Annotated in this window: 16 protein-coding genes; 13 read left to right on the forward strand and 3 right to left on the reverse strand. The window is 51.0% G+C overall.

Annotation, left to right across the window (positions count from 1 at the left end):
* Positions 1 to 25: 25 nt before the first annotated feature.
* From KGFNPO_RS07540 to KGFNPO_RS07550, 3 genes are all read right to left on the reverse strand, one after another.
* Complete coding sequence (locus KGFNPO_RS07540) at positions 26 to 499, reverse strand: hypothetical protein (protein ID WP_472634085.1); 474 nt, start codon at positions 497 to 499, stop codon at positions 26 to 28.
* Between the two features lie 24 nt (positions 500 to 523).
* Complete coding sequence (locus KGFNPO_RS07545) at positions 524 to 1,537, reverse strand: HpcH/HpaI aldolase/citrate lyase family protein (protein ID WP_472634087.1); 1,014 nt, start codon at positions 1,535 to 1,537, stop codon at positions 524 to 526.
* A gap of 87 nt (positions 1,538 to 1,624) precedes the next feature.
* Positions 1,625 to 2,614 (reverse strand): malate dehydrogenase, encoded by a 990-nt coding sequence (locus KGFNPO_RS07550; RefSeq protein ID WP_472634089.1) that lies wholly within the window; start codon positions 2,612 to 2,614, stop codon positions 1,625 to 1,627.
* 312 nt (positions 2,615 to 2,926) lie between these two features.
* Here KGFNPO_RS07550 and KGFNPO_RS07555 point away from each other — a divergent pair, with 312 nt between their 5' ends.
* The 13 genes from KGFNPO_RS07555 to KGFNPO_RS07615 all read left to right on the forward strand — a co-directional run bounded on the left by KGFNPO_RS07555 (position 2,927) and on the right by KGFNPO_RS07615 (position 17,448).
* Positions 2,927 to 3,718 carry a GntR family transcriptional regulator gene (locus tag KGFNPO_RS07555; protein WP_472634091.1) on the forward strand — a complete coding sequence of 264 codons (792 nt, stop codon included), beginning with the start codon at positions 2,927 to 2,929 and terminating at the stop codon, positions 3,716 to 3,718.
* Between the two features lie 169 nt (positions 3,719 to 3,887).
* On the forward strand, positions 3,888 to 4,310 hold the full coding sequence (gene sdhC / locus KGFNPO_RS07560; RefSeq protein WP_472634093.1) for a succinate dehydrogenase, cytochrome b556 subunit: 423 nt from the start codon (positions 3,888 to 3,890) through the stop codon (positions 4,308 to 4,310).
* The gene (sdhD, locus tag KGFNPO_RS07565; RefSeq protein WP_472634095.1) at positions 4,311 to 4,676 is read left to right on the forward strand and encodes a succinate dehydrogenase, hydrophobic membrane anchor protein; all 366 of its coding nucleotides are present in this window, start codon (positions 4,311 to 4,313) and stop codon (positions 4,674 to 4,676) included.
* 2 nt (positions 4,677 to 4,678) lie between these two features.
* Entirely contained in the window at positions 4,679 to 6,457 is a 1,779-nt protein-coding gene (gene sdhA, locus KGFNPO_RS07570; RefSeq protein WP_472634097.1) for a succinate dehydrogenase flavoprotein subunit, read from the forward strand.
* Between the two features lie 12 nt (positions 6,458 to 6,469).
* Complete coding sequence (locus tag KGFNPO_RS07575) at positions 6,470 to 7,180, forward strand: succinate dehydrogenase iron-sulfur subunit (RefSeq protein ID WP_472634099.1); 711 nt, start codon at positions 6,470 to 6,472, stop codon at positions 7,178 to 7,180.
* Between the two features lie 116 nt (positions 7,181 to 7,296).
* Complete coding sequence (locus KGFNPO_RS07580; RefSeq protein ID WP_472634101.1) at positions 7,297 to 7,566, forward strand: FAD assembly factor SdhE; 270 nt, start codon at positions 7,297 to 7,299, stop codon at positions 7,564 to 7,566.
* A 59-nt stretch (positions 7,567 to 7,625) separates the two neighbouring features.
* Positions 7,626 to 8,933, forward strand: coding sequence for a citrate synthase (gene gltA / locus KGFNPO_RS07585; protein WP_472615502.1), 1,308 nt, complete (start codon positions 7,626 to 7,628; stop codon positions 8,931 to 8,933).
* 202 nt (positions 8,934 to 9,135) lie between these two features.
* Positions 9,136 to 11,991 carry a 2-oxoglutarate dehydrogenase E1 component gene (locus tag KGFNPO_RS07590; RefSeq protein WP_472634103.1) on the forward strand — a complete coding sequence of 952 codons (2,856 nt, stop codon included), beginning with the start codon at positions 9,136 to 9,138 and terminating at the stop codon, positions 11,989 to 11,991.
* 59 nt (positions 11,992 to 12,050) lie between these two features.
* Positions 12,051 to 13,313 carry a 2-oxoglutarate dehydrogenase complex dihydrolipoyllysine-residue succinyltransferase gene (odhB, locus tag KGFNPO_RS07595; RefSeq protein ID WP_472634105.1) on the forward strand — a complete coding sequence of 421 codons (1,263 nt, stop codon included), beginning with the start codon at positions 12,051 to 12,053 and terminating at the stop codon, positions 13,311 to 13,313.
* A gap of 80 nt (positions 13,314 to 13,393) precedes the next feature.
* Complete coding sequence (gene lpdA, locus KGFNPO_RS07600) at positions 13,394 to 14,821, forward strand: dihydrolipoyl dehydrogenase (RefSeq protein WP_472634107.1); 1,428 nt, start codon at positions 13,394 to 13,396, stop codon at positions 14,819 to 14,821.
* A gap of 10 nt (positions 14,822 to 14,831) precedes the next feature.
* Entirely contained in the window at positions 14,832 to 15,239 is a 408-nt protein-coding gene (locus KGFNPO_RS07605) for a hypothetical protein (RefSeq protein ID WP_472634109.1), read from the forward strand.
* Positions 15,240 to 15,558: 319 nt separating this feature from the next.
* Positions 15,559 to 16,656, forward strand: a complete 1,098-nt coding sequence (zapE, locus tag KGFNPO_RS07610; RefSeq protein ID WP_472634415.1) for a cell division protein ZapE — start codon at positions 15,559 to 15,561, stop codon at positions 16,654 to 16,656.
* Positions 16,657 to 16,788: 132 nt separating this feature from the next.
* A complete protein-coding gene (locus tag KGFNPO_RS07615; RefSeq protein WP_472634111.1) occupies positions 16,789 to 17,448 on the forward strand; it encodes a hypothetical protein in 660 nt (219 codons plus the stop codon).
* The last annotated feature ends 21 nt before the right edge of the window (positions 17,449 to 17,469 follow it).

The following is a 17,469-nucleotide window of genomic DNA, read 5'->3' on the forward strand; positions in this document are numbered from 1 at the left end:
GCATGGTCAATTTAGGAACCCAGGCTCACTGCACTTTTAATTCTGCAGTCATTTGTGCCGCGTTCTTGCACTCATTGGCGAGTTGCTGACCTTTCTTGGTGTCCAGCAACATGCTTTTTGCCGGTATGCCAATCCAGAGCAAGCCATATTTGTGGTTTTCGAAACGGTTCGCGCCGGTTGTTGTCTCTACGCGCCGGAGACGATGTATGCGTTTTTTCCAGGCCAGAGCAATATGTTTGTCATCATCCGCATTCTGGTACATCGTTAGTTTATTGCCGAGTTCGCAATTGTATTCAGTTGAAAGCGCGTTTTTGGTATCCAGTTCCAGATCATCTTCGTCTATCGCTGCATTGGAGATTACGAGGGGTTTTTTTACTTTGCCATGTTTCGCGCTGGTTTTACCTGATTTGGCAGGCGCAGTCGTGGCGGCCAGTGCCTGCGGTGCAACAAATGCGATACAGGCGATCGTTAAAAGAATTTTGGGATATGTCATTTTCATGGGGTGTGTCTCGTTTGTTGGAGGTTATTTACACAATAGTGTTTTCGGGCCGGTGGCGCATTCACCCTGCAGCAGGGTGTTAGCCCAATCCGGTATTGCCATGCCACTTAATTTTGCGCGCTTCAAAAGCATCCAATAATATCTATAGCTGGCCCTGTCATATAAGACGCCATTATGCTGTATCGGCCCCCATTGGGCGTTCCTGGCCTCGGAAATGATGAGGGCGGCGTGATTGATCTCGTCATTTCGGGGTGACATTGCCTGCAAAATAGGCTTGATCTGGTTCGGATGGATGCTCCACATCCTGGTGTAACCGAATTCTGTCGCGGCCCGGTAGGCATCATTGGCGACAATCGCCATATCCTTGATTTCTGTGGTGACATTGTGCGACGGCACCTTGCCGTGCGCATGACAGGCAGCGGCAATCTCAAGTTTGGCGCGTACCACCAATCCATGTGTGAATTGGGCAGGCGAGCGCATTGCATTATCAGGAATAGCGCCGTGATGCTCCGAGACGAAATCCATGATGCCAAATGACAGGCACTCTACCTGCGGCAGCGCCGCAATCGCCTGGACATCGGCCAGGGCGCCGTGGGTTTCGATCAACATGTGCACTGGCAGCGCGTCGCGACCGGCTTGTCGGGCATGTTGATTGATGCGTTCGATGGCATGCCTGGCGTCGGCTATGTCATTAATTTTAGGTACGACCAGATAGGCCAGCCGTTTGGCCGCGCTTTGGCAGAGGAGGGCGATGTCTTGCTCGAAGAATGTGTGGAGGCGGTCGTGAATACGGGCGCCGATCCTGTCGAAGCGGTTATCTTCGCTATTGATGATCGATGCGATCAGTTGTGCGTGGGATGCTTCGTTGCCGGTTGCTGCGCCGTCTTCTGCATCGAACGTGATGTCAAAAACCGGGCCAAGTTGTTGCTGTAGTGCGACCGACTTGCGCATCAGCTTTTCGGAGCCGGCATAGTGATCGCAAACCGGTAATGAGGCCGGTTGATGCCTGCCTTGAAATAAGGCTTCGGAGGGATGCATGCCCTGTATACCCAAATCTTATGATGAATACCGGACAAATGATGTGACTGCGAACAGCCGCATCACTTGTCCATCCAACGGAAGGTTTTAACCTACCAGGTGTTTTACGCCATTACGTTCTTCGAGCAATTCGTTGAGCGTCACGTTGATGCGTTCGCGTGAGAATGCATCAACTTCCAGACCCTGGACGATCTTGTATTCGCCGTTTTCGGTCGTGACCGGAAAACCGAAGATCGTGCCTTCCGGAATTTCGTAAGAGCCGTCAGAAGGAATACCCATCGTGGTCCATTTGCCATTAGTGCCCAGAACCCAGTCATGCACGTGGTCGATCGCCGCATTGGCTGCCGACGCTGCCGACGATAATCCGCGCGCTTCGATAATAGCGGCGCCGCGTTTGCCAACGGTTGGCAGGAATACATCCTTGTTCCATTCCTGGTCGTTGATCATGTCCTTGACTGACTGGCCATCAATGGTCGCATAGCGATAATCTGCATACATGGTCGGGGAATGGTTGCCCCATACAAACAGTTTTTCAATCGCGGTCACCGGTTTGCCGGTTTTGGCTGCGATTTGTGACAATGCACGGTTGTGATCCAGGCGCAACATGGCTGTGAAGTTTTTCGCTGGCAGGCCAGGAGCGGATTTCATCGCGATGTAGGCATTGGTGTTGGCTGGATTGCCGACTACCAGTACTTTTACGTTGCGGGATGCAACTGCATCGAGTGCCTTGCCTTGCACCGTGAAAATTTGTGCATTGGCTTCCAGCAAGTCCTTGCGCTCCATGCCGGGACCGCGAGGACGTGCACCCACCAGCAATGCAACATCAATATCCTTGAATGCTGTCATTGGATCTGCATGTGCAGTCATGCCAACGAGCAACGGAAATGCGCAGTCGTCGATTTCCATCATGACGCCCTTAAGCGCTTTCTGTGCTTTTTCGTCAGGAATTTCGAGCAATTGCAAAATAATTGGTTGATCTTTTCCCAGCATGTCGCCATTGGCGATGCGAAATAGCAGGGAATAACCGATTTGACCGGCGGCGCCGGTCACGGCAACACGCATGGGGGCTTTAGCCATGTTGAATCTCCAGTGAGGGAAAGGAATAAATTATTTGAAAGGAACCGTTATTCATGTTCGATGACTACAATAATAACGCCGAAAAGCATTCGAGTCTGCTGTGGTAAATGTACACGGCAACCAGGATTTTTTGTATTCAGGCGTATGATAATCGACATTGTGACTCTGGCATGCATCGGATGCAAGAACGATCCAAAGGGAAGTTTAGGGGCGCAGTTCTTGTGTGTCAATAAATATCTTATGTCTTATATAAGACATAAGATATTTATTTTGCTGGACGGCAGTAGGTAATTTATGGTGAAATCATAGGTTATGAATCCTGTCTTATCCAATTTGAGTCCCAATGCTATCCCTAACGTAGGGACAGGAACTGCTTTTCCTGGCACCCCACCGACGTTTAGTCCCCTCTATCAGCAAATAAAATCTCTTATCACCCAAAGTCTGCAGAGCGGTGAGTGGAAGCCTGGGGAATTGATTCCGAGCGAAATGGAGCTTGCCAACCGTTTCAAGGTGAGTCAGGGTACCGTGCGCAAGGCGATTGATGAACTGGCAGCTGAAAATCTGGTAATGCGTCGTCAGGGGAAGGGTACCTTCGTTTCGTCGCACCATGAAGCTCGGGCCCAGTATCGTTTCCTGAGGTTGATGCCGGATGTGGGGGAGCCGCGTCCGGCAGACAATAAGATTATTGAGATCAAAAGATTGCGGGCGCCGGCTGAAGTGGCACGTCTGCTGGATATGAAGTCCGGAGATTCAGTCGTGTTTATCAAGCGTATCCAGTCTTTCGATCAAATTCCAACCATTATTGAAGAACTCTGGCTGCCCGGTTTAATTTTCAAAGGCCTGACAGCAGAGCGCTTAATTGAATATAAGGGGCCAATGTATGGGCTCTTTGAAACTGAATTTGGCACCAGAATGATACGTGCAACGGAAAAAATTCGCGCTATTTCTGCATCTAAAGATGTGGCCGAGTTACTTGACATTGCCACCAATGAGCCCTTGCTAAGTGTGGAGCGCGTTTCTTTTACTTATGGTGATAAACCAGTTGAAGTGCGACGCGCTCTGTATTCAACCAGCCAGCATTATTATCAAAATGATTTGAGTTAGTCTTGGCTTAACACCAAGCCAGGTGTAAGTGCGTTCCAGGATTGGACCGCATTGCGCCTGATAAATGGGTTCGCTGTTTTACTCGCAGTGCACAATTTTTATTTGAGCGCTGTGAAAAATAGGCGAAAATAGCAATATTATTTTAGTCAAGTCAAGAGAGGGCACCTTAATGTCAGAAGCCATAAATGGGGTTGTAAAAAAGGAGCGTCCGGAGTTCCGGAATATTCATTTGACGGACATCGCGCAGTACCGCATGCCTTTGGCAGCGCTAGTGTCTGTTTTGCACCGTATCAGCGGGGCTTTGATTTTTTTGCTGTTGCCTTTCATTTTGTACCTATTAGATAGCAGCCTCACTTCCGAAATTTCTTTTGATTACTTTAAAGGATTTGCTTCAGGTTGGTTTGTGAAGTTGATCATTCTTGCCCTGTCTTGGTCTTACTTGCATCATTTTTGTGCCGGTATCCGTCACCTCATAATGGATACCCATGTGGGTCTGGACAAAGATTCGGCGCGTAAGTCCGCTGTGAGTGTTTTGGCGGTTAGCCTGTTTCTGGCTGCGCTGGTTGCATTGAAACTATTTGGAGTGTTTTAAATGCCAAAAAATAATATTGGGCCGAAGCGTTTGGTTGTTGGTGCGCATTACGGCTGGAAAGACTGGTTAGCGCAGCGCGTAACGGCAATTGTCATGGTGATTTACACCATCTTGTTGCTAGTGAGTTTTTTGACGGCTAGCAGTTTTAGCTACGAAACCTGGGCTGGCCTGTTTGCAAATCAATGGTTCAAGATCGCTACTTTTGTAACCTTTCTCGCGCTTTTTTATCATGCATGGGTTGGTGTTCGTAACATCTGGATGGATTACATCAAATCGGTTTCGGTTCGGATTGCATTACAAGTTGCCACACTCCTGTGGCTGATTGGTTGTGCCGCTTGGTCGGCACAGATTCTCTGGAGAGTGTAATCGTGGCAGCAATTAAATCTGCAATTCCTGTTCGTCGCTTTGATGCGATTATCGTTGGCGCCGGTGGTTCTGGCATGCGTGCTTCGCTACAAATGGCTGAGGCTGGTCTGAACGTGGCAGTATTATCCAAAGTGTTTCCTACCCGTTCGCACACGGTTGCCGCACAAGGCGGCATCGGTGCGTCGCTAGGCAACATGGCTGAGGACAGTTGGTACTGGCACATGTTTGACACAGTCAAAGGTGGTGATTACCTGGGTGACCAGGATGCTATCGAGTTCATGTGCCGTGAAGCGCCAAAAGTTGTTTATGAGCTTGAGCATTTCGGCATGCCTTTTGACCGCAATCCGGATGGCACGATCTATCAGCGCCCGTTCGGTGGTCATACGGCTAATTTTGGTGAAAAAGCGGTACAGCGCGCATGCGCTGCTGCGGATCGTACCGGCCATGCTCTGTTGCATACGTTATACCAGCGCAATGTGCGCGCCAAGACGCATTTCTTCGTTGAATGGATGGCAATCGACTTGATCCGTGATGCTGACGGTGATGTGCTGGGTGTGGTAGCACTGGAAATGGAAACTGGCGATGTAATGTTGCTGGAAGCCAAGACCACGGTTTTTGCAACTGGTGGCGCCGGTCGCATTTGGGCCTCGTCAACCAATGCTTATATCAATACGGGGGATGGCCTCGGAATGACGGCACGTGCCGGTCTACCTCTGGAAGATTTGGAATTCTGGCAATTCCATCCAACTGGCGTCGCCGGTGCCGGGGTGTTGATTACCGAAGGCGTGCGCGGAGAAGGTGGTATTTTGATCAATAGTGAGGGCGAGCGCTTCATGGAGCGTTATGCGCCCCAGTACAAAGATCTGGCACCACGTGATTTTGTTTCGCGTTCGATGGATCAGGAGATCAAGGAAGGCCGCGGCTGTGGCCCGAACAAGGATTATATTCATCTGGATTTGCGTCATATTGGTGCCGATACCATCATTAAACGGCTGCCTTCCATACTTGAAATTGGTCGTAAATTCGCCAACGTAGACGCAACCAAAGAGCCGATTCCAGTAGTGCCTACCGCGCATTATCAAATGGGTGGAATTCCGGTGAATATCCATGGTCAGGTGGTCGCGCCCAAAGATGGCAATCCAAATGCCGTTGTCAATGGCATGTACGCGATTGGTGAATGCGCCTGCGTATCAGTGCATGGCGCCAACCGGCTCGGTACCAATTCTTTGCTCGATATAGTTGTATTCGGTCGCGCCGCGGGCAATCATCTGGTGCAAAGCAATTTGAAGGATAAGCAGCACAAGCCGTTGCCGGCTGATGCCGCTGATTTGGCGCTGTCGCGTTTGGCCAAGCTTGAAACCAGCACCGGTACAGAGCGGGTTCAGCATGTCGCGAATGATATTCGGACCACGATGCAACAATACTGTGGCGTATTCCGTACCGATGAGTTGCTGCAAAACGGTTACAAGAAAATAATGGAACTCGATGAGCGTCGTAAGCATGTGTCGTTCAAGGATAAGTCCAAGGTATTCAACACCGCACGCGTCGAAGCTCTGGAACTCGACAATCTGATCGAGACGGCGAAAGCGACCATTACATCTGCGGTCGCACGCAAGGAATCGCGTGGTGCACACGCACATCGCGAATACGAGAAACGTGATGATGAGAATTGGTTGAAACACACGCTTTGGTTTTCGGAGGGCAATCGACTCGAATACAAGCCGGTAATCACCAAGCCGCTGACAGTTGAATCCTTTGCGCCTAAAGCACGCACTTTCTAACAAGGTAAGAATATGGCACGCACTCTCAAATTTCAGATTTACCGCTACGATCCAGACAAGGATGCTAAACCTTACATGCAAGACTTGACGGTTGAATTGCAAGATACCGACAGGATGCTGCTGGATGCATTAGTTCGCATTAAAGCCGATGTAGACGATTCACTCGCTTTGCGCCGTTCCTGTCGTGAAGGTGTGTGCGGCTCCGATGCGATGAACATCAATGGAAAAAACGGCCTGGCTTGTACTACCAATTTGAATGAATTGAAAGAGCCGATCGTTTTGCGTCCTTTGCCAGGTTTGCCTGTCATCCGCGATTTGATCGTCGATATGACGCAATTTTTCAAGCAATACGATTCAATCAAGCCATTTTTAATTAACGATTCCATACCGCCTGAAAAAGAGCGTTTGCAGTCGCCGGATGAACGTGAAGAACTGGACGGTCTTTACGAGTGCATTTTGTGCGCATGTTGTTCCACTGCATGTCCTTCGTTCTGGTGGAATCCCGACAAGTTTGTCGGACCTGCTGGGTTGCTGCAGGCATACCGTTTCATTGCAGACACTCGTGATCAAGCTACAGCCAATCGTTTGGATAATCTGGAAGATCCATATCGACTGTTTCGTTGTCATTCTATTATGAACTGCGTGGATGTCTGTCCAAAAGGACTCAATCCAAACAAAGCTATCGGCAAGATCAAGGAAATGCTGGTTCGACGTGGCGTGTAAGTAGTACCGATATGCAATAACAACGGGTGGAGGTAAAAAAACCACTTCCATCCATTTCGTGCGTTATCCAATTGAAATCGCTTGTGATTTCATGCAACAAGTTGAATGGTATTTTTATGTCCATCACTCATCAGGCCGATCCAGCAAAGCGTGCCCGCCTACGGTGGCGATCCCGGCGCGGTTTGCTGGAGAATGATTTGATTTTGACGCGTTTTCTTGATACGCAAGAGACAACTTTGACAGATGATGAGGTTGATGCGTTTACCCGATTGCTGGAACTTTCGGATAGTGCGTTAATGGATCTGATAATGGGACGCAATGAACCATCTGATGATCTGGATTTGCCCAACGTTCATGGACTTTTGAAAAAAATACGCAGCGCTTGATTGACGCGTCGTTTCAGTTTTTTGACTAACGACTCACCCCTCATCTTGAAGGAAGAGCTATGACTACTACTGTAAAAAGTAAAGCCACACTATCGTTTTCTGATGGCACACCCTCGCTGGAAATGCCAATTTACGGAGGAACAATTGGGCCAGATGTAATCGATATCCGTAAACTGTATGCATCGACTGGGAAATTCACTTACGATCCAGGGTTTATGTCGACGGCGGCATGCAATTCCTCCATCACCTATATCGATGGTGACAAGGGTGAGTTGCTCTATCGCGGCTACCCTATTGAGCAGTTGGCTGTGAATTGTGATTTCCTTGAAACATGCTATCTGTTACTGAATAGCGAGTTACCTAACGCTACAGAGAAAGATAAATTTGTATCGCTCATAACCAACCATACGATGGTTCACGAGCAGATGCAATTCTTCTTCCGTGGTTTTCGGCGGGATGCGCATCCAATGTCAGTGCTGGTTGGAACTGTTGGTGCCCTGTCGTCGTTCTATCATGATTCGCTGGACATCAATGATCCGCATCATCGCGAAGTCTCTGCAATTCGTTTGATCGCAAAATTGCCAACCCTGGTGGCAATGACGTACAAATATAACATTGGACAGCCATTCGTCTATCCGCGTAATGACTTGTCGTACAGCGCGAATTTCATGAACATGATGTTCGCTACGCCCTGCGCGGATCACAAAGTCAATGAAGTGCTGGTGCGCGCGCTGGATCGTATTCTGATTCTGCATGCAGATCATGAACAGAATGCTTCCACTTCAACAGTGCGTCTGGCTGGCTCATCCGGCGCCAATCCATTCGCGTGTATTGCTGCCGGTATCGCATGCCTGTGGGGTCCCGCACATGGCGGTGCTAATGAAGCTGCACTGAACATGCTCGAAGAAATCGGTAGTGTTGATAACATTGGCGAGTTCATCAAGAAAGTCAAAGACAAAAATTCTGATGTGAAATTGATGGGCTTCGGCCACCGCGTGTATAAAAATTATGATCCGCGCGCAAAATTGATGCGTGAAACATGCTACGAAGTTCTGGAAGCCTTGGGACTGCAAAATGATCGTTTGTTCAAACTGGCGATGGCACTGGAAAAAATTGCACTGGAAGATGAATATTTTGTTTCCCGCAAACTTTACCCGAACGTCGATTTTTACTCAGGTATTGTGCAGCGCGCATTAGGCATTCCGGTTTCTTTGTTCACCGGGATTTTTGCACTTGCCCGCACCGTTGGATGGGTTGCTCAATGGAAAGAAATGATTTCTGATCCAGAGCAAAAGATTGGCCGTCCACGTCAATTATTTGTCGGCGCAACACGGCGTGATGTGCCGCCGATGAGCAGCCGAGGTTAAACTGAAAAAGCGAGCCAATCAGGCTCGCTTTGTTGTTGTTGTGTTCAAGTATGAATGATATGCTTGAAAAGTTAAGTGCAACACCACGTAACGTCGTCCTTCCCCACAACTTGATGTGCAATCCGCTAACCGGTCAGGCCGTGTCGCGGAAGGTTAAATTAACCCGCTAATCTCGCGAAACGCGAAGAAAGGTGAGCAATATATGATGCAACAATTCAGTGACAACTCCTATCTGTTTGGAGGCAATGCCCCGTATGTGGAGGAATTATACGAGGCTTATCTTGATAACCCCAGTTCGGTGCCCGACAACTGGCGCGCTTATTTTGATGCAATGCAGCATGTTCCGGCGGTTGACGGATCTAATAAACCAGATGTGGCCCATGCCTCTGTTATTGCGTCATTTGCCGAGCGTGCGAAGCAGGGTCCAATCCGGACGGTAAGCGCTTCAACCGATGCCGATATGGGTCGCAAGCGTGTGGCAGTCGTGCAATTGACCGCTGCTTATCGTTATCTGGGCTCGCGGTGGGCCAATCTCGACCCGCTACAGCGACAAGAACGCCCGGGAATTCCAGAGCTGGACCCGAATTTTTACGGATTTTCGGATGCCGATCTGGATATCGTATTCAATATTAGCAATACTTATTTTGGGGTCGAAACTGCTTCCTTGCGCGACCTGATCAATTCCCTGCGCGATACTTATTGCCGTTCTATCGGCGCCGAGTTCATGTATATCAGCGATCCTGCCGAGAAACGCTGGATACAGCAAAAACTGGAATCGATCCGCTCCACTCCGAATTTCACTGCGGAAAAGAAAAAACATATTCTGGATCGCCTGACAGCTGCCGAGGGTCTTGAACGCTATCTACACACCAAATATGTCGGACAAAAACGTTTTTCACTGGAAGGCGGCGAGAGTTTCATTGCGTCAATTGATGAAACGATTCAGCGCGCCGGCGAGCGTGGCGTACAGGAAATAGTCATAGGTATGGCGCATCGCGGACGCCTGAACGTATTGGTTAATACACTCGGTAAGATGCCGGGAGACCTGTTTGCCGAGTTTGAAGGCAAACACGCGGAGGACCTTCCTTCAGGCGATGTCAAATATCACAATGGCTTTTCGTCCGACATCACGACCCCGGGTGGTCCAGTGCATCTCTCGCTGGCGTTCAATCCGTCCCATCTTGAAATTGTCAATCCAGTGGTTGAGGGTTCGGTCAAGGCACGCATGGAACGTCGTGGCGATAAAAATGGTGCACAGGTTCTACCTATTTTAGTGCATGGCGATGCGGCATTCTCTGGGCAAGGCGTTGTAATGGAAACGCTCAACCTGGCCCAAACCCGTGGTTACGGCACCGGTGGCACAGTGCATATTGTGATCAATAATCAGATTGGTTTCACGACTTCTGATCCGCGTGATTCACGCTCCACGCTGTACTGCTCCGATGTCGTCAAGATGATTGAGGCACCGGTGCTACATGTGAACGGGGATGATCCGGAGGCGGTGGTGCTGGCAACTCAGATTGCTCTTGATTATCGTCTTGAGTTCAAAAAAGATGTGGTCATCGATATTCTCTGCTATCGTAAATTGGGCCATAACGAGCAAGATACTCCTGCGTTGACGCAACCTCTGATGTACAAGAAAATTGCTCAGCATCCCGGAACGCGCAAACTATATGCCGATAAACTGATTGCGCAAGGCTTGTTGCCCGCGGACGGCGGCGATGCAATGGTGATGGCATTTCGCGATGCAATGGATACCGGTCACCTTACGGTCGATCCAGTTCTCACTAACTTCAAGAGCAAGTTCGCAGTTGACTGGATGCCGTTCCTGAACCGCAAATGGACCGATGCAGCCGATACTGCCGTGCCGCTCGCCGAACTGAAACGCCTCTCCGAGCGGATCACGGTTATTCCGGAAGGATTCAAGGCGCACTCTCTGGTCGAGAAAGTACTGAACGATCGTGCCGCGATGGGCCGCGGCGAACTCAATCTGGACTGGGGCATGGGCGAGCACCTCGCTTACGCATCCCTGGTGTCATCCGGGTATGCGATTCGCTTGACCGGCCAGGATGTCGGACGCGGCACCTTCGTTCATCGCCATGCAGTATTGCATGACCAGAAACGCGAACGCTGGGATGTCGGCAGCTACATACCATTGGAAAATGTGACGGAAAATCAGGCGCCATTTACAGTGATTGATTCAGTTCTTTCCGAAGAAGCCGTGCTTGCATTTGAATACGGTTACTCAACTTCCGAGCCAAATACGCTCACCATCTGGGAAGCGCAGTTTGGCGACTTTGCCAATGGCGCACAAGTGGTGATCGATCAATTCATCAGTTCCGGCGAAGAGAAATGGGGCCGTGCCTGTGGTTTGGTCATGATGTTGCCGCATGGTTATGAAGGGCAAGGCGCAGAGCACTCGTCAGCACGCATTGAACGTTACCTGCAATTATGCGCAGATAACAATATGCAAGTGGTGCAACCCACCACTTCTGCGCAGATTTTCCATCTGTTGCGCCGCCAGATGATCCGCCTGTTCCGCAAGCCTTTGATCATCATGACGCCGAAATCCTTGCTGCGTAACAAGGATGCGGGTTCGCCATTATCCGATTTAGCCAAAGGCCAATTCCAAACGGTGATTGGCGAAATGGATAATTCTATTGATGCGAAAAAGGTCAAGCGCATTATTGCCTGCTCCGGCAAGGTGTATTACGACCTGATTAATTCCCGCAAGGAGCGTGGGCAGATGGATGTAGCTATCATCCGCGTGGAACAACTTTATCCTTTCCCACACAAGGCATTTGCGAATGAATTGAAAAAATTCCCGAACTTCAATGAGTTGGTGTGGGCGCAGGATGAGCCGCAAAATCAGGGGGCATGGTTCCAGATCGAGCACAATATTTTTGAAAACCTGGGAGATGGGCAGAAGCTTGCCTACGCTGGCCGTCCTGCGAGCGCAGCGCCTGCAGTTGGCTATTATGACAAGCACTATGCCCAGCAAAAAGCGCTGCTGGATACCGCTTTTTCGAAACTTAAAGGTTTTGTGCTAACAAAATAATGAGATGGTGGCGGGCAGAATTGCCCGCGCCACTTGAACAACTAAAAACGGAGAATTACATGGCAATTATTGAAGTTAAAGTTCCGCAACTGTCCGAATCCGTCGCAGAAGCGACCTTGCTGCAATGGCACAAAAAAGAGGGCGAAACAGTTGGCCGCGATGAAAATTTGATCGACGTGGAAACTGATAAAGTGGTCCTCGAATTGCCAGCGCCAGCAGCCGGCGTGATTACGCAAATTATCAAAGGCGATGGCACCACGGTTGTTGCTGGCGAAATCATCGCAATCATCGATACTGAAGCAGTGGCTAAAATGAGTCCAGTCGAAGTCTCGGCTGCTCCGGTAGTCGTTTCAGCAGAAACTGTGGCGCAGGCAGCAGCACCGGTGTCTGCTCCAGCGGCAGGCATTGCCATGCCGGCAGCCGCAAAAATGCTGGCCGATAACAATATGACTACTGCCCAAGTCGCCGGTAGTGGTAAGGATGGCCGCGTTATCAAAGGTGATGTCATCAACGCTCTGGAAGCGAAACCTGCTGCAGTTGCGAATGTTGCGCCGCTGGCAGTGGCTACTGCCAAACCTGCTTTACAGCAGGTGATCTCACCGGTTGCGCTGAACTTGGGCGATCGTGCTGAAGAGCGGGTTCCGATGAGCCGCCTGCGGGCCCGTATCGCTGAACGTTTGCTGCAATCCCAGCAGACCAATGCGATTCTGACCACGTTCAATGAAGTCAATATGCAGCCGGTGATGGATTTGCGCACCAAATACAAGGATAAATTCGAAAAAGAACACGGCGTCAAGCTAGGTTTCATGTCGTTCTTCGTCAAGGCTGCTGTAGCTGCGCTGAAAAAGTATCCGATCATCAATGCCTCCATTGACGGCAACGATGTCGTCTACCACGGCTATTTCGACATCGGCATCGCAGTGGGTTCGCCGCGTGGTCTGGTGGTGCCGATCCTGCGCAATGTCGATCAAATGTCAATTGCAGATATTGAGAAAAAAATCGGTGAATTCGGCCAGAAAGCCAAAGAAGGCAAATTGACACTGGATGACCTGACGGGTGGTACTTTCACTATTTCGAATGGGGGTACTTTCGGTTCGATGCTGTCGACTCCGATCATCAATCCGCCGCAGGCGGCTATTCTTGGCGTGCATGCTACCAAGGATCGCGCAGTAGTGGAAAACGGCCAGATCGTGATTCGCCCGATGAACTATCTTGCGATGTCTTATGATCACCGCCTCATCGATGGCCGCGAAGCTGTATTGGGCTTGGTAGCGATGAAAGATGCACTGGAAGATCCTGCACGTTTGTTGCTGGATATTTAATCGTACTTAGCGAAAAGACACAATGCCTGCAAAGAACTCCTTTGTGCGCTTGTGTCTTTTTGCATTAAATGGATTTGATTATGTCGAAAAATTTTGATGTTGTTGTTATTGGCGGCGGTCCTGGTGGCTATATTGCAGCGATCCGTGCTGCGCAACTGGGTTTTACGGTGGCATGCATTGATGATTGGAAAAATGCCAAGGGCGGTCCCGCACCCGGTGGAACTTGCACCAATGTCGGTTGCATCCCGTCGAAAGCGTTACTGCAATCGTCCGAACATTATGAACATGCAGGGCATGCATTCGCCGAACACGGCATTGAAGTCAAGGGCCTGAGTTTCAATGTCGGCCAAATGCTGGCGCGCAAGGATGGCATCGTCAAACAAAATAACGATGGCATTCTTTACTTGCTCAAAAAGAACAAGGTTACGTTTTTCCACGGCCATGGCTCTTTTGTTAAAAATGATGCCAGCGGCATCACGCTCAAAGTTGCGGGCGCCAATGAAGAAACATTGAGCGCCAAGCACGTCATTATTGCCACCGGATCGAATGCGCGCGCATTGCCAGGGGCGGCTTTTGATGAAAAACGGATTCTTTCCAATACCGGCGCTTTGGCAATCGAAGCAACGCCGAAAAAACTCGGTGTCATCGGTGCTGGCGTGATCGGTCTGGAAATGGGCAGCGTTTGGCGTCGTCTGGGTGCTGAAGTGACTGTGCTGGAAGCGCTGCCAACCTTCCTTGGCGCGGTGGATCAGCAGATCGCCAAAGAAGCGCATAAATTGTTTGCCAAGCAAGGCTTGACGGTTCATCTGGGCGTAAAAATCGGCGCCATCACTGTCGGCAAGAAGGATGTATCTGTTGCTTACACAGACGACAAGGGCAATGCGCAACAGGCCGTTTTCGACAAGTTGATTATCTCGATCGGTCGGGTGCCGAACACCAACGGCTTGAATGTCGAGTCGGTCGGCTTGCAACTTGATGAGCGCGGCTTCGTTGCGGTAGATGCCGACTGCAAAACCAATCTGCCGAATGTATGGGCGGTCGGCGACGTGGTGCGCGGACCGATGTTGGCGCACAAGGCGGAAGAAGAGGGCGTCGCTGTCGCTGAACGCATTGCCGGCCAACATGGTCATGTCAATTTCAACACGATTCCCTGGGTTATTTACACGTCTCCCGAGATCGCCTGGGTCGGCAAGACCGAGCAGCAACTGAAGGCCGAAGGCATCGCTTATAAAGCGGGCACTTTCCCATTCCTGGCCAACGGCCGTGCTCGTGCATTGGGCGATACTGCTGGCATGGTCAAGTTCCTGGCCGATGCCAAGTCCGATGAAATTCTCGGCGTGCATATCATCGGCCCAATGGCTTCCGAATTGATCGCCGAGGCAGTAGTGGCGATGGAATTCCGCGCCTCTGCGGAAGATATTGCCCGTATCTGCCATGCCCATCCTTCGCTGTCGGAAGCGACTAAAGAAGCGGCGCTGGCAGTGGATAAGCGCGCACTTAATTTTTAAGGAGACTGTCATGCGTCATCTGACCTTGTTATTGCCTATTGTGCTCGCCGCGTGTGCAACAGCCGGGCCGGGTGACGGCACTATTTTGATTGAGACGGCGGTGCAAGGCCGTTTATTGACGGGCGTCGCTTGCACTGTTGCAAGCAATGCCGGAAGCTGGAAAATAATCACGCCGGCCAAGGTCAATCCTGGTCGCGCCTATGGCGACTTACATGTGTTGTGCAGCCAGCCGGGTTATCGCACCGCAGAAGTGGTTTACCAGGCGATGGGAGTTGGGGCCAGCGGCTCCAACGTCGGCGTCGGTCTGGGCGGCGGTGGCGGCAATGTCGGTTTTGGGGTCGGCTTGAGCTTTCCAGTCGGTTCGGGTGGCGGCGCTGCCTATCCGGCACGCATCACGGTCGGGATGCATCCGCTGTAATCTGCCCGAATTGCATTGATGTTCAGCTGCTTCCGTGCCTTGATTGTATTCAATTTAATTGGAGTATATTAAAAAACACTGCTTTTCCCGCATGTATTTAGTATATTTTTAAAAATACCTGCTGCAGTATATTTTCAGATATAAAACACCTGAAATTGAATGCGGCAAAACCGCCGTACCGCATCAATATCAACTATCACCAGCTTTTCCGTCATATCAGGGCCGCGCCGACTGGCGCTGGTCGGCTGGCCTATGGCTAGTTTAGTAAATCACAACACGCCTGATCCTAAGGCGCTCGTATGGAAGTAAGCGAATGCGAATGAATGTCCAGCAGTATTACGAGCATGCGCTGTCTGCGCGCGGCTTCACATCGGATGAGGCCCAGCGTCGCGCAGTAGCGCGCCTGCAGCAAAGTTTTGACGAATGGGTTGCGTTCAAGTCGCAGCGTTCCAGCAAGTTCAAGCGCTTGATCAATCGGCCTCTGATGCCGCGCGGGCTATATATGTGGGGCGGCGTCGGACGTGGCAAATCGTTCTTGATGGATAGCTTTTATTCGGTGGTGCCGGTGGTGCGCAAGACGCGGGTGCATTTTCATGAATTCATGCGTGACGTGCATCGCCAGCTGGATGAATTCAAGGGCGTGGCCAACCCGCTGGACGAAGTGGCGCGCCGTATCGCCAAAAAATACCGACTGATCTGTTTCGACGAGTTTCATGTGTCCGATATCGCCGATGCCATGATTCTGTATAACCTGATGCGGGCACTGTTTGAGAATGGCGTGTCGTTCGTCATGACCTCCAACTACGCGCCGGATACGCTCTATCCGGACGGTCTGCATCGCGACCGGATGTTGCCTACCATTGCCTTGATCAAGCACAACATGGATGTGATGAACGTTGACGCCGGCCTGGATTATCGCAAGCGCGCGATGGAACAGGTGGCGTCTTACCATACTCCTCTGGGTGCTGCGGCCGATCACGCGCTGCGCGAGGCCTATGCCGGCATCGCCGATATCGCCGATGAAGATCCATGCATTCGTATCGAAACGCGTGAGATCAAGGCTTTGCGTCGCGCCGGCGGCGTAGCGTGGTTTGATTTTGCGACCTTGTGCGGCGGGCCGCGTTCGCAAAACGATTATCTGGAGATTTCCAGCCGTTTTCACACTATCATCCTGTCTGGCATACCGTGTCTTTCAGCCTCGATGTCGTCGGAGGCGCGGCGCTTTACCTGGCTCATCGACGTGTTTTATGACAATAAAATAAAGCTGATCATGTCGTCCGAGGTCGAACCTGAAGAACTTTACACGGAAGGCATGCTGGCCAATGAATTTCACCGCACCGTTTCCCGCATCATCGAGATGCAATCGCGCGAGTATATGCAGTCCGAGCGACGCGATACTTTGACAGGGCTGGTGTAATCCGCTATGAATTGTCTTTTAAACGTATATCGCATGCTGCCTATTCACAAAAGCAGGCTTCTTTTACGAGGGTTGGCAGGCGGCCTGCTGGCCCTGTTTTTCCACTGCGCTATGGCTCAGGATGCTGGCGCAATGTTGTCTGCACGATACCCGCCCGGTTCAATTGCGACAGTCGAGGCGGCTGAGGCTGCGCAGCAACAGGCGGCCAGCGAAAACGCCCGCATCGAGCTGCAATATGGACAGGATGAGCAGGCCTGCGGCGGCGTGTTTTTTGTCAGCGCCTGCCGGGGCAAGGCGCAAGAACGCCGCCGCGCTGCGCTGGAACCGGTCCGTTTGGTACAGATTGAAGCGGAAACGGTAATACGGCGCATGCGGGTCGCCGACAGGGATCGGGCATTGATCGACAGGCGCCGGGAAAAGGCGGTGGAAGCGGTCCAGATCGAGAAAAATGCTCAGCAAAAAGCACAAGAAATTGCACAAAAACAGGCGCGTAATACAGAAAAAGACAGACAGCACGTGCAAAACGAACAACTTCATGCGCAAGATGCCGGGCAGCGCCGCGCCGACCATCAGGCCCGGCAGACACGCATGCAGACGGAGGTTGCAGCCGATGCGCAAAAACGCGCGGCCAATGTTGCCGCTTACGACAAAAAGATCAGGGAGGCGCAAGCGCATCAGCGCGACCTCGCCGCCAGGAAGGCCGAAAAAGATCGCAATCGTAAAGTTCAACCACCAGCGGTGCCGCCCACCGTGGCAACAGAAAGCTTGCCGCCACCGCTAGATTCGCATTAGCAATACCCAAGCCGGGGTCCA

This window comes from Gelidimonas diazotrophica (genome assembly GCF_055694025.1).

What these genes read in the sequence shown, in the direction of transcription:
- KGFNPO_RS07540 (WP_472634085.1), bottom strand. Translation starts at nt 499, where the DNA reads ATGAAAATGACATATCCCAAAATTCTTTTAACGATCGCCTGTATCGCA.
- KGFNPO_RS07545 (WP_472634087.1), bottom strand. Translation starts at nt 1,537, where the DNA reads ATGCATCCCTCCGAAGCCTTATTTCAAGGCAGGCATCAACCGGCCTCA.
- KGFNPO_RS07550 (WP_472634089.1), bottom strand. Translation starts at nt 2,614, where the DNA reads ATGGCTAAAGCCCCCATGCGTGTTGCCGTGACCGGCGCCGCCGGTCAA.
- KGFNPO_RS07555 (WP_472634091.1), top strand. Translation starts at nt 2,927, where the DNA reads ATGAATCCTGTCTTATCCAATTTGAGTCCCAATGCTATCCCTAACGTA.
- sdhC (WP_472634093.1), top strand. Translation starts at nt 3,888, where the DNA reads ATGTCAGAAGCCATAAATGGGGTTGTAAAAAAGGAGCGTCCGGAGTTC.
- sdhD (WP_472634095.1), top strand. Translation starts at nt 4,311, where the DNA reads ATGCCAAAAAATAATATTGGGCCGAAGCGTTTGGTTGTTGGTGCGCAT.
- KGFNPO_RS07575 (WP_472634099.1), top strand. Translation starts at nt 6,470, where the DNA reads ATGGCACGCACTCTCAAATTTCAGATTTACCGCTACGATCCAGACAAG.
- KGFNPO_RS07580 (WP_472634101.1), top strand. Translation starts at nt 7,297, where the DNA reads ATGTCCATCACTCATCAGGCCGATCCAGCAAAGCGTGCCCGCCTACGG.
- gltA (WP_472615502.1), top strand. Translation starts at nt 7,626, where the DNA reads ATGACTACTACTGTAAAAAGTAAAGCCACACTATCGTTTTCTGATGGC.
- KGFNPO_RS07590 (WP_472634103.1), top strand. Translation starts at nt 9,136, where the DNA reads ATGATGCAACAATTCAGTGACAACTCCTATCTGTTTGGAGGCAATGCC.
- odhB (WP_472634105.1), top strand. Translation starts at nt 12,051, where the DNA reads ATGGCAATTATTGAAGTTAAAGTTCCGCAACTGTCCGAATCCGTCGCA.
- lpdA (WP_472634107.1), top strand. Translation starts at nt 13,394, where the DNA reads ATGTCGAAAAATTTTGATGTTGTTGTTATTGGCGGCGGTCCTGGTGGC.
- KGFNPO_RS07605 (WP_472634109.1), top strand. Translation starts at nt 14,832, where the DNA reads ATGCGTCATCTGACCTTGTTATTGCCTATTGTGCTCGCCGCGTGTGCA.
- zapE (WP_472634415.1), top strand. Translation starts at nt 15,559, where the DNA reads ATGAATGTCCAGCAGTATTACGAGCATGCGCTGTCTGCGCGCGGCTTC.
- KGFNPO_RS07615 (WP_472634111.1), top strand. Translation starts at nt 16,789, where the DNA reads ATGTTGTCTGCACGATACCCGCCCGGTTCAATTGCGACAGTCGAGGCG.